The organism is Pseudokineococcus marinus, assembly GCF_013004605.1.
Taxonomy (GTDB): domain Bacteria; phylum Actinomycetota; class Actinomycetes; order Actinomycetales; family Quadrisphaeraceae; genus Pseudokineococcus; species Pseudokineococcus marinus.
In genome coordinates this window covers 1-17,265 of record NZ_JABEMA010000034.1, presented here as the reverse complement: position 1 = coordinate 17,265, position 17,265 = coordinate 1, and the positions used below count along the sequence as shown (strand labels likewise).

Genomic DNA, 17,265 nt, shown 5'->3' with positions numbered 1-17,265 from the left:
CGGCGCACCTCGCGACGGCGGCCGCCGCGCTGTCGGTGCAGCGGCCGGGGGCGTCGGCGTCCGCGCCGCGGCGCGAGGAGGTCGAGGCGCTCCTGGCGGGGCGGCCGACCTCTCGTCCGTAGCGGCGGGCCCCTGACCGGGGGATGCCCGTGCGATCACTCGAACACCTGTGCGAACCTGCTCGCGTGGGCGGCGGGTGGTCGAGCAGCAGGGCGGCGGCCTTCCGCCGCTCGCTGGCCGACCGGCACGACGGTCACGAGGGGGTCGAGCACGAGGGGAGCGCGGAGCAGGTGGTGGACCAGCGCCGGGGCGAGGGGCGGCGGGCGGAGGGGCGGGCGCGCGGCGGGCGCGGCACGCACTGCTGGGTGCTCATGCCCGACGCCGACCCCATGCCCGGCGTGGTCGCGGGCTGGCGCCGCGACCGCGGCGGCGCCTGGGAGGCGCGGGTCGCCTACGCGCTCGGCGACGACGGCAGCGCGGGCGCCGCGGGGACGGCGGGCGTCGTCACGGGATGGCTGCCCGCCAGCTGCCTGCGCCCCTACCCGTCCTGAGCGCCTCGTCGCCCGGCGCCCCGCTCGACGCCCCGTCCGACGCCCCGTCCGACGCCCGCCCCGTCCGGCACCGGCCCGGCCGGTCGCCTCACGACGCCGTCCACCGGTACTCCAGCTCCGGGCGACCCGCCCCGCCGTAGCGGGGACGCCGGTCGGCGGCGCCCGTGCCCACGAGGTGCTCGAGGTAGCGACGCGCCGTCACCCGCCCGACGCCGACCCGGGTGGCCACCTCGGCCGCCGACGACGACGCCTCCCGGAGCACGGCCACCACGGCCGCCAGCGTCTCCTCCGACAGCCCGCCCCCGCGGGCGGGCGGCTCCTCCCCGGGCACGAGGTGGCCGGACAGCAGGCGGTCCACCTCGGCCTGGGAGAGCGCCGCGCCGTCGGCGTCGGCGGGGCCGCGCGCCGCCGCGTACTGCCGCAGCCGCTCCCGCAGCGCCGCCCCGGCGAAGGGCTTGAGCAGGTACCCGACGACGCCGAGCGACGTCGCCGCCCGCACCGTCGACAGCTCCCGCGCCGAGGTGACGGCGAGCACGTCCGTCCACCGCCCCGCCGCGCGCAGGGCGCGGACGACGTCGAGCCCGGACCGGTCGGGCAGGTGCATGTCGAGGAGCACGAGGTCGACGGCCGCGCCCTCCGCGCCGCGCAGCCGCATCAGCGCCTCGGCGGCCGTGGCGGCGGGCGGGAGGGCCCGGAAGCCCGGGACCGCGTCCACGTGCCCCCGGTGGGCGGCGGCGGCGACCGGCTCGTCCTCCACCACGAGGACGACGAGGTCGCGGTCGCGCGGGCCCCCGGCCCCGGCCGTCGTCACAGCGCCGCCCGTCGTCCCTCGGGGGCCACCTGCGCCGGCAGCAGCACGCGGAAGCGGGCGCCGCCGAGCACCGAGCGGTCGACCTCGACCCGCCCCCCGAGACGCTCGACCGTCTGGCCGACGAGCGCCAGCCCCAGGCCGCGGCCGTGCAGGCGCCGCCCGTCGTCCTTGGTGGACCAGCCGCGCCGGAAGGCGGCCCCGGCCTCCTCGGCGGACAGCCCGCGGCCGGAGTCGCTCACCTCCACGGCGAGCCCCTCGGCGTCCAGGCCGAGGTGGACCTCGACGAGGGCGCCGCCGCCGCTGCCCCCGTCCGAGGCGTCCCGCGCCGTCGCGGCGGCGTCGACGGCGTTGTCGAGGAGGTTGCCGAGCACCGTGAGCACGTCGCGCACCGGCGTGCCCGTGCGCTCCAGCGCGCCCTCGTCGAGGGCGCTGCCGGCGGCGACGACGAGCTCGACCCCCCGCTCGCCCGCCCGGGCGCTGGCGCCCAGGAGCAGCGCCGCCACGACGGGCTCGTCGACGGCCCCGACGACGTGGTCGGTGAGCGCCTGCGCCTCGGCCAGCTCGTCGACGGCGAGGTCGACCGCCTCGTCCACCCGCCCCATCTCGACGAGCTGCACGACCGTGTGCAGCCGGTTGGAGAACTCGTGGGCCTGGCTGCGGAGCGCCTCGGCCAGCGAGCGCGTCGTCTCGAGCTCGTCGGTCAGCGCCAGCAGGTCGGTGCGGTCGCGCAGCGTGACCACCCGCCCGGCGACGGCGCCGGTGGCCGACGTCGCGTCCGTCCTCGTCCCCGCGCCCACCGCCCCGCCGTCCGGGCCGACGCCCGGGGCGCGCGCCGCGCGGACGGACGCGACGAGCACGCGCCGGGTCGTGAGGAGCACCTCGTCGGCGGCCTCGTCGTCGGCCGTCAGCAGGCGCACGAGGGCCGCCGGGAGCGGCAGCTGCGCCACCGGCCGCCCGACGACGTCGTCGTCGGCGTCCGGCAGGTCGAGCAGCCGGCGGGCCTCGGCGTTGACCAGCTGCACCCTCCCGCCGGGGTCGACGAGCAGGAGCCCCTCGCGCACCGACCGGAGCACGGTGTCGTAGTAGGTGAACATCCGCGCGAGCTCCGGCCCCGCCAGGCCGAGCGTCAGCCGGCGCGCCCGGCGGGCCACGAGGTAGGAGCCGCCCAGGGCGAGGACGAGCACGGCGCCGCCGGCGACCGCGACGACGTGCACGTCGCGGGCGACCTCGCGGCCCACCGCGGCCACGGAGATGCCCGCGGAGACGAGGGCGACGACGGGGCCGCTCTCCGCGCCGCCCGGGCCGGCGGCGCGCACGGGCACGACGGCGCGCACCGAGGGGCCCAGCGTCCCCGTGTACGTCTCGAGGACCCGGCCGCCGGCCAGGGCGGCGGCGCGCGAGCCCAGGTAGGTGCCGCCGACCTGCGCCGGGTCGGGGTGCGTCCAGCGCGTGCCGTCCGGGGCCATGACGACGACGAAGGACGTCCCGGTCTCCGCCCGCACCCGCTCCGCGAAGGGCTGCAGGGCCGCCGTCCGCGCGGCGTCGTCGAGGTCGCCCGTCGCGGCGGCCAGCACCTCCGGGGCGTCGGCGACCGTCTCCGCCACCGCGGACGCCCGCTCGCCCGCGCTGCGCTCGGCGTCGCGGCGCGCGTCCACCCCCGCGAGCACCGCGCCGACGGCGACGACGGCGAGGACGACGAGGGCCTGCCACCACATGAGGTGCGCCGCGACGCTGCGGGGCCCCCGGCGGCTGCTCGGCACGCCGCCAGTGTGGACCGCCGCGGACGCAAGGCACGCAAGGGTGCACCGGCCGCGCACCGGGCCGCAGGCTGCCGCCCGGCTCGGCGCGCGTCGGCGCGCGCCGACGACGCTCTCGACGAGGAGACCCATGGCCACGCAGCCGCCGCCGGTGGACCGGCAGCAGACCCCCACCGCCGCGCCGGCCGGGCGCGACCGCACCCACTGGCTCTACATCGCGGTCATCGTGGCCGTCGTCCTGGGCGCCACCGTGGGCCTCGCCTTCCCGGACACGGGCGTCGCGCTCAAGCCGATCGGCACGGGCTTCGTGGACCTCGTGAAGATGATGATCTCGCCGGTCATCTTCTGCACCATCGTGCTCGGCATCGGGTCGATCCGCGCCGCCGCGCAGGTCGGCAAGGTGGGCGGCCTCGCCCTCGTCTACTTCCTCGGGATGTCGACGTTCGCGCTGGCCATCGGCCTCGTCGTGGGCAACATCGTCCAGCCCGGTGCGGGCATCGACTACCCGAACCCGGGCTACGAGGTCCAGGACACCGGCGAGGAGGGCGAGGGCGGGACGCTCGGCTTCGTCCTGTCCATCATCCCGACGACGCTGGTCTCGCCGCTGACCGGCGACTCGGTGCTGTCCACCCTCTTCGTCGCCATCCTCATCGGCTTCGCCGTGCAGGCCCTCGGCTCGACGGGCCAGGCGGCGCTGCGCGGCATCGCGGTCTTCCAGAAGGTCGTCTTCAAGGTCCTCGCGATGATCATGTGGGTCGCGCCGGTCGGGGCCTTCGGCGCCATCGCCGGCGTCACGGGCGAGACCGGCTGGGACGCCATCCGCGGCCTCCTGCTCGTCATGCTCGCCTTCTACGTGACCTGCCTCATCTTCGTCTTCGGCGTGCTCGGGACGCTGCTGCGCGTCGTCACGGGCCTGTCCGTCTTCTCGCTGCTGAGGTACCTGGGCCGGGAGCTGCTGCTCATCGTCTCGACGTCGTCGTCGGAGACCGCCCTGCCGCGCCTCATCGCCAAGATGGAGCACGCCGGCGTCGACCGCTCCGTCGTCGGGATCACCGTCCCGGTCGGCTACTCGTTCAACCTCGACGGCACGGCCATCTACCTGACGATGGCGTCGCTCTTCATCGCCGAGGCGACCGGGGCGCCCTTCAGCATCGGCGAGCAGGTCTCCCTGCTCGTCTTCATGATCATCGCGTCGAAGGGTGCGGCCGGGGTCACGGGCGCCGGCCTGGCGACCCTCGCCGGCGGCCTGCAGAGCCACCGCCCGGAGCTCGTCGACGGCGTCGGCCTCATCGTCGGCATCGACCGCTTCATGTCCGAGGCGCGCGCGCTGACCAACTTCTCCGGCAACGCCATCGCGACCCTGCTCATCGGGCACTGGACGAAGGCGCTGGACCGCGACCGGGTGCGCCGCGTCCTCGCCGGCGACGATCCCTTCGACGAGCGGACCATGGTCGACGACCACGGCCCGACGACGACGGCGCCCAGCGCCGACCCGGTCGCCGTCACGAACGCCCGCACGCCGGAGGCCGGCACGCCCTCCGACCTCGAGTCCAGCGGCCGGCGCTGACCTCCCCGCCGGGGTCCGCTGCGGACCCCCGGCCCCCGAGCACCCGCCGCGGGCGTGACCCCGCCCGCCCGCGGCGGGCCCCACCCGGCGCGCCGGGCGGAGCACCCGACGGCGGAGGCTCCGGCGGTGGTGGCCCGCCGACGGTGGTGTGCGGAGCGCGGCTACGGTGCCCGCGGAGCTGTCGAGGAGGACGGGGCGGTGCGGATGTCGAGGCTGGGTGGCGGCGCGGTGGCGCTCGCGGAGGCCGGGCGGTCCGGCGCGGGAGCGTCCGCGTGAGCGCCGGGGAGCCCGTCGCGGAGCGCGGGCCCGACCCGACGCGGGAGGACTACCCGCACCGGCGCGCCTTCCCCACGCGCTGGAACGACGAGGACGCCTTCGGGCACCTCAACAACACCGTCTACTACTCGGCGATGGACACGACCATCACCGGCTGGCTGCTCGACGGCGACGACCTCGGCCTGCTCGCGGGCGGCTTCCGGCCCGTCGTCGTGCAGTCCTCGTGCACCTACCGGCGCTCGGCCCACTACCCCGAGGTGCTCGAGGTCGGGCTGCGCTCCACCCGCGTCGGGCGCTCGAGCATGACCTACGACCTCGGCCTGTTCCGGCAGCGCGACGGCGCCCTCGTCGCCCGCGGCACCTGGGTGCACGTCGCCGTGGACGCGGCGACGGGAGAGCCGGTGCCCGTGCCCGAGCCGCTCCGGGCGCGGCTGGCCGGGATCAGCGCTCCGGCGTGACGGCGTCCCTGCGCCACGTCGCGGCGTCGAGGCGGTGCAGGACGTGCGGCCGCAGGCGGTGCCCGGGCGGGAGGGGGTGCTCGAAGTCCTCGGCCGGGTCGCGGCGCATCCCGAGCCGGGCCATGACGGCCTGCGAGCGGGTGTTCGTCCGGGCCGTGAAGGACACGACCTCCTCGAGCCCGACGTCGACGAAGGCCGCGCGCAGCGCCGCGCGCGCCGCCTCGGTGGCGTAGCCCCGCCCCCAGGCCCACGCCGGCAGGCGCCAGCCCACCTCGACGCAGGGCGTGAAGGTCGCCTCGAAGCGCGGCCGGGCCAGCCCGGTGAAGCCGGCGAACCGCCCGGCGTCGTCGGGCGCGGCCGGGTCGGCCACCTCGAGGGCCCACAGCCCCCACCCGTGCTCGGCGAGGTGGGCGTCCGCGCGGTCGACCAGGGAGTCGCTCGCCGCCCGGTCGAGGAGCGCCGGGAAGTGCTCCATGACCCGCGGGTCGGCGCCCATCGCGGCGAAGGGCTCGCGGTCCTCGGGGCGCCACCGGCGCAGGAGCAGGCGGGGCGTCCGCCGGTCGGGGTCCACGACGGGACAGCCTGGCAGGGCGCCCTCCGTCTCCGCGTCGGCGGGCGCGGACCTCGAGGGCCGACGCGCCGTCCGCCGCCCCTCGAGGTCCGCGCTCGTGCTCGCGCCTCGGCGCGGGCGGCCCTCGGAGTCCGCGCCCGTCCGGCTCAGCGCGGGCCGCGCGCCCGCAGCCGCGTGACGACGGCGCCCGCCAGCAGCGCGCCGAGGGTGCCGAGCACCATGTCGCCCAGGGTGTCGGCGTACGCCGTCGCCTCCTCCGGGCCGCCGCGGACGAAGGTCGCGTACTCGCCGACCTCCCAGACGAGCGCCGCCAGGCACCCGCACCCGGCGACGAGGAGCACCCGGACGCCCGGCGGCAGCCCGCGGGGCAGCAGGAGCGCCAGCGCGGCGGCGAGCATTGCCCAGTTGACGAGGTGGGCGGCGTCGTCGAACCACACGACGGCGTCGAAGAGGTCGAGGGCGTTGCCGAGCAGGTCGACCGCCCAGGGGAGGCTGACGAGCAGGTCGGCGAGCAGGGGGTACGCCGCGCCGCGCGGGCGGCCGACGAGCAGCCAGGCCGCGGGCACGAGGAGGAGGCCGATCGGGTAGACGACGGCCCGGGCGTCCATCGCCTTGTCGGAGAAGCGCTCCCACTCGGGGACGGCGAGCGCCAGGCCCAGGAGGCCGAGGACGACCGCCTTGACGGCCAGGTCGGCCACGAGGAGGCGTCGTCGTCGCGCGGCGGGCACGGGGCCATGGTGGCGCGCGGCGGGCGCCCCGCGCGTGCTCCGGTTGTCAGTCCCCGCCCGCGTGCCCCGGCCGGGCGCGGTCGAGCAGCCGCGACAGGACGATGACGGACTCGGTGGCGGCGACGTCGAGCTCGTCGCGCACGCGCTCGAGCGCCCTCTCGAGGTGCTGGACGTCGCGGGCGAGCAGGTGCAGGAGCGCGTCGGCCCGGCCCGTGACCGTCACCGCCTCGACCACCTCGGGGATGCCGACGAGGCGCCGCCGCAGCTCCCGAGGTGAGACGGGGCCCTCGCAGCGCACCTCGACGTAGGCCTCGGTGCCCCAGCCCAGCGCCGCCGGGTCGACGACGGCGGTGAAGCCGCGCACCGCCCCGGTCGCCACGAGCCGGTCGACCCGGCGCTTCACGGCGGGGGCCGACAGGCCGACCTCGGCGCCGATCTCGGCGAAGGTCGCGCGGGCGTCGGCCACCAGCGCCCGCAGGATGCCCTCGTCCAGCCCGTCCACGCCTCATCAGCCTCCTCGGTGTCGCGCAGCAGATCGCCGATCGTCGCACGCACGCGCAACGGATCGCCGCTGACGCGCACGCAGGCGGCCTTGGCCGTGGCTCTCCCCGCTCGTAGCGTCCGCGGCACGGGACGGCGCCGGCGCCGCACCGCCCGCTGACGTCCCGCGGGCGCCGGGCCGCCGGCGCCCCTCCCCGCACTCGTGCCCGACCCCGGAGGTCCCGGTGAGCGACACCACCGCCACCCGCCCGACCGTCCCGCCCGCCGCGACGACGCCGCCCGCCGCGACGACGTCGCCGGTCGCCGCCGTGCCCGCCCCTCGTGCGGAGACGGCGCCGTCCGCCCTCCCGCCCCGGCGGGCCATGCCGCGGCGCTACGCGATGTGCCGTCCCGAGCACTTCGAGGTGCGCTACGCCATCAACCCGTGGATGGACGTCCGCGTCCCGGTCGACCGCGACCTCGCCGTCGCGCAGTGGGAGGAGCTGCGGCGCACCTACCTCGACCTCGGGCACGAGGTCGACCTCGTGCCGCCGCTGCCGGGGCAGCCCGACATGGTCTTCGCGGCGAACGGCGGGGTCGTCCTCGGCGGCCGGGCGCTCGGGGCCCGCTTCGCCCACCCCGAGCGCGCGGCCGAGGGACCCGCCTTCGCCGCCTGGCTGCGCTCGCGGGGCGTCGACGTCCACGACCCCGAGCACGTCGGCGAGGGCGAGGGCGACTTCCTCGTCGTCGGCGACCGCGTCCTGGCCGGCACGGGGTACCGGACGGCGCCGGCGGCGCACGAGGAGGCCGCGCGCGTGCTGGGCGCCGAGGTCGTGGGCCTGCGCCTCGTCGACCCGCGGTATTACCACCTCGACACGGCCCTCGCCGTGCTCGCGGACGACGACGTCGCCTACGTGCCCTCGGCCTTCGACGACGAGGGTCGCGCCGTCCTGGCGCGGCTCTTCCCCGGCGCCCTCCTCGTCGACGAGGACGACGCCGCCGTGCTCGCGCTCAACGCCGTCTCCGACGGGCTCCACGTCGTCCTCCCCGCGGCCGCGCGCCGCACCGCCGACGCGCTGGCGGCGCGGGGGTACGTCCCGGTGCCGGTCGACCTGTCGGAGCTGCTCAAGGGCGGCGGCTCGGTGAAGTGCTGCACGCTGGAGCTGAGGGGCTGACGACGGCGCTCGCCGTCAGAGGTCGCCCTCGAGGAGCGGGGCGCGGCTACCCGCCGGTATCCTCGGGCGTCCCGAGCCGCACTGCCGGCGGTCCGCCGTCGGCACCTGGAGGAGCTGCATGAGCGCGACCGCCGACCCGATCACTGCCCGGGTGCACCGGACGAGCTTCGCCCTCGGCGAGGACGTCGTCCCCTACGCCTACGGCGACGGGTGCACGGACGAGCTGCTGCTCCTGCTCGCCGAGGAGGTCGCGAGCGCCGACCGCGTGCTCCTCGTCCACGACGCGGTGGCCGCCGACCTGGCCCAGCGGGTGGTCGACGGGCTCGCGCCGCACGCGCTCGTGCACCCGCTGCCGGTGAGCGCCCGCGAGGAGCTCAAGACGCTCGAGACGGTGCTGCACCTGGCCGAGGAGGCCGTCGCCGCCGGCGTGACCCGCGGCTCGGTGGTCCTGGCCCTCGGCGGCGGGCTCGTCGGCAACGTCGCCGGCATGGTGGCCGCCACGCTCTTCCGCGGCCTGCCGCTCGTCCACCTGCCGACGACCCCGGTGGCCGCCTTCGACGCGGTCCTGTCGGCCAAGCAGGGCGTCAACCTCTCGGCTGGCAAGAACATGGTGGGCACCTTCTGGACCCCGCGGTCGGTCTGGTGCGACCTCGACTGGCTGCGCGGCGTCGACGCCCGCCAGGTCCTCACCGGCACGGCGGAGATGGCGAAGAACGTGCTCGCCGTCCTGCCCGAGCGCGAGGACGACTACCTCGCCGCCGTCGACGGCCTCGCCGACCCGGGCTCGGACGCCCTGCTGCGCCTGCTGCAGATCGGTGTCGACGCCAAGACGGGGCCGCTGCGGGTGGACCCGCACGAGCGCAGCGAGGCCCTCGTCTTCGAGTACGGCCACACCGTGGGCCACGCCGTCGAGCTCGCCTCGCGCGGCGCCCTCTCGCACGGCGCGGCCGTCGGCTGGGGGATGCTCGCCGCTGCGGACGTGGCGGCGCGGCTCGGCCTCCTCGACGACGCGGCGGTCGCCGCGCACGCGCGGGTCCTCGCGCCGCTCGGCGTGCGCGTCGACGCCCCGCCGGTCCTCGACCGCGCCCTGGTGCACCGGCTGCTGCTGCGCGACAACAAGCGCGGCTACCTGCCGGGCATCGGCGACGACGTCGTGCCCATGGTCCTGCTCGACCGGCTCGGCAGCGCCCGTCGCGGGGAGGGCGGCCGCCCGCTCGTCCCCGTGCCGACGGACCTCGTCCACGCGGCCGTCGACGAGGTCCTCCGCCCCGTCTGAGCGGCCCGCCCTCGACCGGACGTCGTCCGACGCGTCAGTCCTCGGCCAGGCCCCCGCCGGGGTCGCCGTCGACCGGTGCCGCAGCGGGCTCTCCGCGCGGCAGGTCGTCGTCGAGGTCGCGCAGCGCCTCGAAGGCGCCCTCCAGCGCGTCGTACAGCCCGGCGTGCACGGGCAGCAGCCGGGCGTAGACGGCCGAGGCCGCCGCGTCGGGCTCGACGACGTGGTCGACCTCGACGCGGTCGGCCGCCACCTCGACGCTGGGGACGAGGCCGAGCGCCGTCATCGCGACGACCGCCGCGCCGTAGCCGGACCCCTGCGTGCCGCTGGGGAAGGACACGGGCATGCCGAGGACGTCGGCGAGCATCTGCCGCCACACGGCGGACCGGGCGAAGCCGCCGGTGGCCCGCATCTCGTGGATCTCGTGGCCGGCCTCGCGCAAGGACGCCAGCACGAGGGCCAGCTGCTGGCACACGCCCTCGAGGGCCGCCCGCAGGAGGTGCGCACGGGTGTGGTGGCGCTGCAGCCCCACGTAGGCCCCCCTCGGCAGGGAGGTCCAGTACGGCGCCCGCTCGCTCAGCAGGTAGGGGAGCATGAGCAGGCCCTCGGAGCCCGCGGGCGCCTGGGAGGCGAGGTCGGTGAGCGACTCCTCGGGCTCGTCGCCCATCTCGTCGGCCAGCACCTCGAGGTCGGGCGCCAGCGCGTCGCCGGCCCACCGCAGCACGACCCCGCCGTTGGTGATGGCGCCGCCGACGGCCCACAGGTCGTCCGTGAGGGCGTAGCAGAAGGTCCGCCCGGCGGGGTCGACGCCGGGGCGGTCGACGACGACGCGCAGCGCGCCGCTCGTGCCGATGGACACGCTCGCCACCCCCGGCCGCACCGCGCCGACCCCGAGGTTGGCGAGCGGCCCGTCCCCGCCGCCGACGACGAGCGCGACGTCCTCGGGCAGGCCCAGGTCGGCCGCCACCTCGGGCCGCAGCCGCAGGCGGTGGGTCACGGGCACGGGGCGGGGCAGCTGGTCGGCGCGCACGCGGGCGAGCTCGAGGGCCTCCGCGTCCCAGTCGAGGGCCTCGAGGTCGAGCAGGCCGTTGCCGGACGCCATCGAGTGGTCGACGACCCACTCCCCGGACCAGTCGTGCAGCAGCAGCTCCTTGACGCCCACCCAGTGGGCCGCGCGCGCGGCGACGTCGGGGCGCTCCTCCGCGAACCAGGCCAGCTTCACGAGCGGGGACATGGGGTGCACCGGCGTCCCGGTGCGCCGGTGCACGCCGGGACCGGGCCCGCGGCGGATGCGGTCGGCCTGCGGCGTCGCGCGCCGGTCGGCCCAGGTGACGACGGCGGTGAGGGGCTCGTCGTGCTCGTCGACGCCGATGACGCTGTGCATGGCGCCGCTGACCCCGATGCCGAGGACGCGGTGGCCGTCGCGGCGGGCGTGGCGGACGACGGCGCGGGCGGCGTCGCGCGCGGCGGCGAGGATGGCGGCCGGGTCCTGCTCGGCCCAGCCGGGCTCCGGCTCGTCGAGCGCGTACTCGACCTCGGCCTCGGCCACGGCGTCGCCGCTCCGGGTGAAGGCGGCGACCTTCGTCGCCGTCGTGCCCAGGTCGACGCCGAGGACGACGTCCTGGCCGCCCGCCGTGGTGGTCGTGGGGTCGGTGGTCGGGGCGTCGGCAGGCACCGGGCCATCCTGACGGACGTCCCCCGGGTGGCGGAGCCGCCGGTCGGGAGGGGCTGGCGGAGCCGCCGGTCGGGAGGGGTAGCGGAGCCGCCGGTCGGGAGGGGTGGCGGAGCCGCCGGTCGGGAGGGGTGGCGGAGCCGCCGGTCGGGAGGGGCTGGTGGAGCCGCCGGTCGGGAGGGGCTGGTGGAGCCGCCGGTCACGGGCCGCTCACAGCGGACGTCCAGGGCTGGTGCGGGCGGCGCGCCTAGCCTGCGGGCATGCCCGAGCCCGCAGCCGCGCCGGTCGCGCCCGGAGCGGCGAGCGCCGGTGCTCCCGACCGGGGGCGCGTGCGCGTCGAGGTCTTCCTCGTCCTCGCCCTGAGCCTGGGCGCCTCGGCCGTCTACGCCGTCGTCAGCCTCGTCGCGACGTGGACGCGGGGGCCCCTGCGCGAGGCGACGGCGACGCTCAACGCCTCGCGCAGCGACCGGCCGTACCTGGACCTCACCTACCAGCTGCTGGCGAACGCGACGGCGCTCGTGCCGGTGGTGCTGGCCCTGGCCCTCCTGGGCTGGAGCGTCGGGGGAGGGGTGCGCTCGGCGGCCCGCTCCATGGGCTTCGACCTGCGCGCGCCCGGCCGCGACGTCCTCCGGGGCGTCGGCCTGGCGGCCCTCATCGGGATCCCCGGGCTGGGGCTCTACCTCGCCGGCCGGGCGCTCGGCGTCACGGCCGACGTCGTCCCGGCGGCGCTCGACACCTACTGGTGGACCGTGCCCGTGCTCCTGCTCGCGGCCGTGAAGAACGCGGTGCTCGAGGAGGTCGTCGTCGTGGGCTGGCTGCTGCGGCGCCTGCAGGACCTGCGCTGGGGCCCCGTCGCGGCCGTCGCGGTCAGCGCCCTCCTGCGCGGCAGCTACCACCTCTACCAGGGCATCGGCCCCTTCGTCGGCAACGTCGTCATGGGCGTCGTCTTCGCCCTCGTCTACCGGCGCACCGGCCGGGTCATGCCCCTCGTCGTCGCGCACTTCCTCATCGACGCCGTCGCCTTCGTCGGCTACGCCGCGGTGCGCCCGCTCCTCTGACGTCTCCTCGGCCGCCGCCGCGACGGGGTCGCCGCCGGCGCGGGTGGACCTCGTGGGGCCGAGGGCGGCGCGCCGTCCCACGCCGTCCACCACCGGGCACGCCGGCCCACGGGGTCCACCGGGGCGGAGAGGACGCTCCGCTCTCCGCGGGGTCGTGGAGGACGAGGGCGACGACGTCCGGCTGGGCGCCCGCTGCTCCGTCCGGGGGATCCCGGCGCCCCGGTCGCGGCCCGACCGCCCGCCACGCTGAGGCACCATGAGTGACTGGCGGTAGCAGGACTGGGCTGGACGGGGGAGGGTGCGCTCGTGCAGGGACGAACGAGGGGACCATGGGCCGCCGGGGCCGTCGACGGCGGTCCGACCCCCGTCGCCGGGGCGTCGGCCGGGGCCGTCCTCCTCCTCGGCTCCCTCTGCGCCCTCCTGTCGGCCGTCTTCCCGGCGGCGGGCCAGACGCCCGCGCTGCTGCTCGCCATCGCGGCCGCCACGACGGTCGGCGGGGTGGCGCTCGTGCTGCTGCGGTCCGTGGTCACCTGGACCGTCCTCAACGCCGCCGTCATCGCCGGCGAGCTGCTGCTCGTCGCCGCCGCCGTCGACGCGGCCGGGGACCGCTCGCGGCTCGTCGCCGTCACGGGCCTCGCCGTCCTCGGGGTGCTGCCGTCGGCGCTGCTCCTCCGCCCGCGGCCCGCGGCGGTGCACCTCGGCGTCGTGGTCGCCGTCGCCGTGGCGCTGCGGCTCCTCGCGCCGGGGGGCGGCACCGTCGTCGAGGCCGTCTACGTGGCCGTGGCCCTCGTCGCCGTGGCCGTCCTCGGGGTCGTGCTGAGCCGCGCCGTCGCGCGCGCGGACGTCGACGACCTCACCCAGCTGCCGAACCGGCGGGCGCTCGCCCGGGCCCTCGACGCGCACGTGGCGGCCCCGCCGCCCGCGGCGACGAGCCTCGCCATGCTCGACCTCGACGGCTTCAAGGAGGTCAACGACACCCACGGCCACGGCGCGGGGGACGCCCGGCTCGTCGCCGTCGCCCGCCACCTCCGGGCCCGGCTGCCGGACGGGCTCCTCGCGCGCATCGGCGGGGACGAGTTCGTCTGGGTCGTCGAGGCCGGCGAGGACGAGGCGCGCCAGCGCCTGGAGGAGGCGACGTCGGGCCTGCCGGACGGGCAGCGGGTGTCCTTCGGCGTCGCGGTCCTCGACGCCAGCGACTCCGCGGCGACGTGGCGGCAGCGCGCCGACGCCGACCTCTACGCCGCCAAGCGCCGCCGGCGCGGCCTGCTGCCCGCGAGCCTGGACACGCCCGAGGCCGAGGAGCTCCTCCGCGCCATCACCGACGGCGAGCTCGTGCTGCGCTACCAGCCCGTCGTGGACCTCGGGACGGGCGCGCTGACCGGCGTGGAGGCCCTCGTGCGGTGGCAGCACCCCGAGCGCGGGCTCCTGCCGCCCAGCACCTTCCTGCCGCTGGCCGAGGCGACCGGGGTCGTCGACCTCCTCGGCGCGCGCGTCCTGCGGGCCGCCTGCCACGAGGTGCGCGAGTGGCAGCGCCGGACCGGCACCACCGCGGGGGTCGCCGTCAACGTCTCCGGCGCGGAGCTCGCCTCACCGGCGTACCCCGGCCGGGTGCTGCGGGCGCTGGCCGACAGCGGGCTGTCCGCCTCCGACCTCGTCCTCGAGGTGACGGAGACGGCCTTCGCGGAGGCGCCGACGATGACGGCGTCGCTCGCGGCGCTGCGCGCCGCCGGCGTCCGGGTGGCGGTCGACGACTTCGGCACGGGCTGGTCGACGCTCTCCCGCCTGGACCAGCTGCCCGTCGACGTCCTCAAGCTCGACAAGTCCTTCGTCGACCGCGTGGTCCCCGGCGAGGGGTGCACGCCCGTCGTCGACGCCGTGCTGGCCATGGCGCGCGCCCTGGACCTCGAGGTCACCGCCGAGGGCGTCGAGACGGCGGAGCAGGTGTGCGCGCTGCGCGACGCCGGGTGCGACGCCGCGCAGGGCTACCACCTCCAGCGCCCCGTGCCCCTGGAGGACGTCGAGCTCAGCGCCCGCCTGCGCACCGCCGCCTGAGCGGCGGCCGCCCGCGCCACCCCACCGGCGCGGGCGCGCCCGAGCGGGCGGCGGGGATCACTCCGGCGCGTCGGGGCTGCGGCGCACGACGAGGACGCACGTGTCGTCCTCGAGGTCGAGGCCGCCGTCGGTGAAGCGGGCGACGACGAGGTCGCGCAGCGCTGCCGCGCTGCAGCCCTCGGGCGCCTGGGAGAGGACCTGCGAGAGCTCCTCGATGCCCTGCCGCAGCGGCCGGTCGCGCCGCTCGAGCAGGCCGTCGGTGTAGAGCACGAGGGCTGCGCCGGGAGGCATGGGCACCTCGGCCTGGTCGACGAGCGTGCGGGGGGCGGCCACGCCGATGGGCGTCGTGAGCGCCTGGTCGAGGCGCTCGACGGCGCCCCCGGGCAGCAGGAGCATCGGCGGCGGGTGGCCCGCCTTGGCGTAGGTGACCGCGCAGCGGCCCCCGTCCTCGGCGCAGGCGATGCGGGCGTAGACGCACGTCGCGAGGCCCGCCATGCCGAGCCCCCGCACGAGGAGGTCGAGCTGGCGCAGGACGGCGCCGGGCTCGTCGCCGCTCCAGGCGTAGGAGCGCAGGACCGAGCGCAGCTGGCCCATGGCGGCGGCGGCCTGCAGGTCGTGGCCCATGACGTCGCCGATGGCGACGCCCAGGCCGCCGTCGGGGAGGTCGAGCACGTCGTACCAGTCGCCGCCGACCTCGGCGCCGACGCCCGCCGGCAGGTAGGTGGCCGCGACGTCGAAGTCGTCGAGCTCGGGCAGGTCGGGCAGCAGGCTGCGCTGGAGCGTCAGCGCGGCCGCGTGCTCGCGCTCGTAGAGCCGCGCGTTGTCGATGGCCAGCCCGGCGCGCACGCCGACGTCCGTCATGGTCGCGAGGTCCGTGGGGCCGGGGGCGCTGCCGTCGACGACCACGAGGCCGAGCACGGCCGTGGTCCGGCCGCGGGCGCGCAGGGGCACGAGCACCACCCGCGTCATCCCCATGGCCCGGACGGCCTCGCGGCTCTCCGCGCGCTCGAGGGGCCCGGCGGCCTCCTCGACGTCGAGCTCCCAGGTGATCGGGTCGGTGACCGAGCCCGAGAGCAGCTCGGCCAGCTGGGGACCGTGCGCGTAGCGGTGCGGGTCCTCGGTGGCGAGGACCCGCGCGTGCTCGGCCATCGCCGGGTCGCCGTGGGCGACGTGGAAGGCCGACGCCCGCCCGGCGTCGTCGGTGCCGATGGCGAAGGCCCAGACGGCGAGGTCGGGGACGACGAGGCCCGGCAGGACGGCGAGGGCCTCGTGGCTGTCGAGGCGGCTGGACAGGGCGCTGCTCACCCGCGCGAGCGCCTCGAGGCGGGCGTTGGCGCGGCGGGCGGCCTCGAGCGCCCGGTCGCGCTCGGCGGCGGCCTCGACGCGCGCGGTGACGTCGGACTGCACCCCCACGTGGTGGGTGAGGCGGCCGTCGGCGTCGAAGACGGGGCTGATGACCACCTCGTTCCAGAAGGCGGTGCCGTCGGCCCGGAAGTTGAGGAGCACCTCGGTGACGGGCTGGTCCTCGCGCAGGGCGCGCGAGATACGGGCCACGGCCTCCCGGTCCGTCCCCGGGCCCTGGAGGAAGCGGCAGTTGCGGCCGACGACGTCCTCGGAGGTGTACCCGGTGGTGCGCGTGAAGGCGGGGTTGACCCACACGAGCGGGTCGTCCTCGCCGTGGGGGTCGCTGATGGTGAAGGACAGGTCGCTCGCGACGACCGCGCGGTACCGGAGGTCGCCGCCGTCCTGCAGCTCGGCGACGGCCTCCTGCTCGCGCAGCGGCAGCATGACGACGAGGGCCTGGCGCGCCAGCGGCGGCGGGGCGTCGGTGAGCGGGAAGCCCACGACCCACAGCGCCTCGCGGGCCTTCGTCGCGTCCGAGCCCCGCTCGGCCGTGACGGCCTCGCCCGTGACGGGCTCGCCCGAGGCGACGCGGCGCAGCGGGGCGGGTCCGTCCTCCATGTCCTCGCCGGTGGCGTCGCGCAGGCCCGCGGCGCGGGACCACTCGGGGATGCCGACGGGCAGGCCCGTCCCGGGCGCCAGCTGGCGGGCGAGGTGGTTGGCGAACACGACCTCGCCCTCGTCGAGGTCGACGAGGAGGACGGCCGCCGGGGTGTCGCGGACCACCGACGGGAGCACCGAGCCCGCGAGCGGCTGCACGGCGGTGAGCCCGTCGATGTCCGTCACGACGCCGATAGTACGGAGCGGAGCCGACGGCGCGCCCTCCGACCGCGGCGCTCGTCGGAGACGGTCGACACCGTGTCGACCGCGTGGCGGCCGGGGGCGCCCGCAGGGCCGGGTCGAGGCGGGTGCGGGGCCGGCTCAGGGCGGGGGCGCCCCGGTGCGGACGGCGTCGAGCCAGACCTGCGCGGCGGCGAAGTCGGCGTCCCCGGTGCCGGGGCGCACGGGCGTCGGCCGGGCGTCGGCCCGGGGGTAGGAGCCGAGGAAGCGCACCTGGGGGCAGAAGCGGTGCAGGCCGAGGAGCGCCTCGGCGACCCGGGCGTCCTCGACGTGGCCCTCGGCGTCGATGGCGAAGCAGTAGCGCCCGAGGGCGTCGCCCGTGGGCCGCGACTCGATGCGCGTGAGGTTGACCCCGCGGGAGGAGAACTGCTCGAGGATCTCGAGCAGCATGCCGGGGTGGTCCTCCGGCTGGAAGGCGACGACGCTCGTCCGGTCGGCGCCCGTCCGCGGCGGCGGGGCGGTCGGGCGGCCGACGAGCACGAAGCGCGTGACGGCGCCCGCCGTGTCGCCCACGTCGCGGGCCAGCACCTGCAGGCCGTAGCGCTCGGCGGCGACCTCCGCGCACAGGGCGGCCTCGTAGCCGGCGGGGGGCGAG

General features: G+C 77.7%; 15 protein-coding genes. 7 read left to right on the top strand and 8 right to left on the bottom strand.

Features of this window, described 5'->3' with window-relative positions:
• The first annotated feature begins 185 nt into the window (after window positions 1-185).
• Entirely contained in the window at window positions 186-551 is a 366-nt protein-coding gene (locus tag HLB09_RS04415; protein WP_171202189.1) for a hypothetical protein, read from the top strand.
• Window positions 552-639: 88 nt separating this feature from the next.
• Here HLB09_RS04415 and HLB09_RS04410 read toward each other — a convergent pair whose 3' ends face one another.
• Together HLB09_RS04410 and HLB09_RS04405 are read right to left on the bottom strand one after the other, a co-directional pair.
• Window positions 640-1,362 (bottom strand): response regulator, encoded by a 723-nt coding sequence (locus tag HLB09_RS04410; RefSeq protein ID WP_171202188.1) that lies wholly within the window; start codon window positions 1,360-1,362, stop codon window positions 640-642.
• A complete protein-coding gene (locus HLB09_RS04405; RefSeq protein ID WP_212770541.1) occupies window positions 1,359-3,122 on the bottom strand; it encodes a sensor histidine kinase in 1,764 nt (587 codons plus the stop codon). Before HLB09_RS04405 ends, HLB09_RS04410 begins: the two co-directional genes overlap by 4 nt.
• Before the next feature lie 127 nt (window positions 3,123-3,249).
• Between HLB09_RS04405 and HLB09_RS04400 the strand changes: the two genes are divergently transcribed.
• Complete coding sequence (locus HLB09_RS04400) at window positions 3,250-4,686, top strand: cation:dicarboxylate symporter family transporter (RefSeq protein WP_171202187.1); 1,437 nt, start codon at window positions 3,250-3,252, stop codon at window positions 4,684-4,686.
• A 272-nt stretch (window positions 4,687-4,958) separates the two neighbouring features.
• Window positions 4,959-5,420, top strand: coding sequence for an acyl-CoA thioesterase (locus HLB09_RS19755; protein WP_171202186.1), 462 nt, complete (start codon window positions 4,959-4,961; stop codon window positions 5,418-5,420).
• Here the strand turns inward: HLB09_RS19755 and HLB09_RS04390 are convergent.
• From HLB09_RS04390 to HLB09_RS04380, 3 genes are all read right to left on the bottom strand, one after another.
• Window positions 5,404-5,991, bottom strand: a complete 588-nt coding sequence (locus HLB09_RS04390; protein ID WP_322790025.1) for a GNAT family N-acetyltransferase — start codon at window positions 5,989-5,991, stop codon at window positions 5,404-5,406. The two genes, HLB09_RS19755 and HLB09_RS04390, sit on opposite strands and share 17 nt — an antisense overlap.
• Before the next feature lie 146 nt (window positions 5,992-6,137).
• Window positions 6,138-6,719, bottom strand: a complete 582-nt coding sequence (locus HLB09_RS04385) for a hypothetical protein (protein ID WP_212770540.1) — start codon at window positions 6,717-6,719, stop codon at window positions 6,138-6,140.
• A 46-nt stretch (window positions 6,720-6,765) separates the two neighbouring features.
• Window positions 6,766-7,221, bottom strand: coding sequence for an Lrp/AsnC family transcriptional regulator (locus tag HLB09_RS04380; RefSeq protein ID WP_171202185.1), 456 nt, complete (start codon window positions 7,219-7,221; stop codon window positions 6,766-6,768).
• A 361-nt stretch (window positions 7,222-7,582) separates the two neighbouring features.
• Here HLB09_RS04380 and ddaH point away from each other — a divergent pair, with 361 nt between their 5' ends.
• Entirely contained in the window at window positions 7,583-8,374 is a 792-nt protein-coding gene (gene ddaH, locus HLB09_RS04375) for a dimethylargininase (protein WP_171202191.1), read from the top strand.
• Between the two features lie 118 nt (window positions 8,375-8,492).
• The gene (locus HLB09_RS04370) at window positions 8,493-9,650 is read left to right on the top strand and encodes a 3-dehydroquinate synthase family protein (RefSeq protein WP_171202184.1); all 1,158 of its coding nucleotides are present in this window, start codon (window positions 8,493-8,495) and stop codon (window positions 9,648-9,650) included.
• Between the two features lie 34 nt (window positions 9,651-9,684).
• Here the strand turns inward: HLB09_RS04370 and HLB09_RS04365 are convergent, their stop codons facing one another.
• On the bottom strand, window positions 9,685-11,322 hold the full coding sequence (locus HLB09_RS04365) for a gluconokinase (RefSeq protein ID WP_171202183.1): 1,638 nt from the start codon (window positions 11,320-11,322) through the stop codon (window positions 9,685-9,687).
• 257 nt (window positions 11,323-11,579) lie between these two features.
• Between HLB09_RS04365 and HLB09_RS04360 the strand changes: the two genes are divergently transcribed.
• Window positions 11,580-12,377, top strand: a complete 798-nt coding sequence (locus tag HLB09_RS04360) for a CPBP family intramembrane glutamic endopeptidase (RefSeq protein ID WP_171202182.1) — start codon at window positions 11,580-11,582, stop codon at window positions 12,375-12,377.
• Between the two features lie 306 nt (window positions 12,378-12,683).
• Window positions 12,684-14,429, top strand: a complete 1,746-nt coding sequence (locus tag HLB09_RS04355) for a putative bifunctional diguanylate cyclase/phosphodiesterase (protein WP_171202181.1) — start codon at window positions 12,684-12,686, stop codon at window positions 14,427-14,429.
• A gap of 57 nt (window positions 14,430-14,486) precedes the next feature.
• Here HLB09_RS04355 and HLB09_RS04350 read toward each other — a convergent pair whose 3' ends face one another.
• Window positions 14,487-16,616: a SpoIIE family protein phosphatase gene (locus tag HLB09_RS04350; RefSeq protein ID WP_212770539.1), complete on the bottom strand. Its 2,130-nt coding sequence runs from the start codon at window positions 16,614-16,616 to the stop codon at window positions 14,487-14,489.
• 135 nt (window positions 16,617-16,751) lie between these two features.
• Window positions 16,752-17,265: prephenate dehydratase (locus HLB09_RS04345; RefSeq protein WP_171202180.1), on the bottom strand; the 514-nt coding region annotated here is incomplete at its 5' end.